The organism is Xenorhabdus sp. BG5 (assembly GCF_015163665.1).
Lineage (GTDB): Bacteria > Pseudomonadota > Gammaproteobacteria > Enterobacterales > Enterobacteriaceae > Xenorhabdus.
Window position 1 is genome coordinate 1 of the sequence record NZ_JADEUG010000088.1, and the last position, 928, is coordinate 928.

Here is a 928-nt window from a genome sequence, read left to right on the forward strand (position 1 = left end):
ACAATCTGTCGAGGTGTACCGATACGTGTCATTGCAGAGAAAGAGGGGCACAATAAATAATCGATTTTATCAGTAGAGATAACCATCTCACCAATATCTAAAATAGGTGTCATAATTCCTCCTGAACATTATCAAGGGCACTCGCAAGCACCCTTTGTAATGTTATGCAGTGACGGTCACTCCGCATTTAGCTATCTTGCTACCATCCCGCGTTTTCACTGTGATATTAGCAGTACCTTCTGAATTACCTTTCACTGTTACGACATTGCCTATCTGACTCACTGTGGCAATGCTGGGTTTGTCTGATACCGCGGTATAGGTTTTATCAGTAGCATCAGCAGGACTGAAATTAACTACGAATGAGCCAGTTTTCCCTACGGCTACCGTCAATGACTGAGGATTAACCGAAACTGATTGCACTGCAACCTCTTCAATTAACCATTCAACGGTATCAGCGTCACTGACTTTCAGTTCGCCAGAGTATGTAGCAAACTCGCTAGAGCCAAACTGAGATGACCATGACGTAAATACCATGTACGCCTGTAGTACAAGTGCATCTTCGCCTGTGAAGTCCATTTGTACCCAATACGCCGGCTGGCGGCCCGCTTGAACCTCCTTCGGGATTTCCTTCAACAAACGCAATGGACCAAAATCATCCGCTTTATCCCGCTTGCGATATTCACCATCAAAACTAATGGTTAGATCCATGCTGGTGACGACACTTTCCACTAGCCCTTTTGAATCATCAGCCTCAGATGTCAGGGTATTGGGTGACAGGTCAAATGATTTGGTGGTCAATGCGCCTATCCGAAAAAACGTTGATTGGTCTGGTGCTGCATCGGGGCAACCCTGCGCAATGCGAATAATAGCGTTACGACCAATGAGTTTGTTGGTTTCTACCGGGCAATCTGCCATGTGAATAACCTCT

General features: G+C 45.6%; 1 protein-coding gene. It reads right to left on the minus strand.

Annotated elements, in window-relative coordinates; translation table 11 throughout:
• Positions 1–162 precede the first annotated feature (162 nt).
• Positions 163–928, minus strand: a 766-nt coding sequence (locus tag IQ209_RS17935) for an Ig-like domain-containing protein (protein WP_339378922.1), incomplete at its 5' end; no start/stop codon positions are given.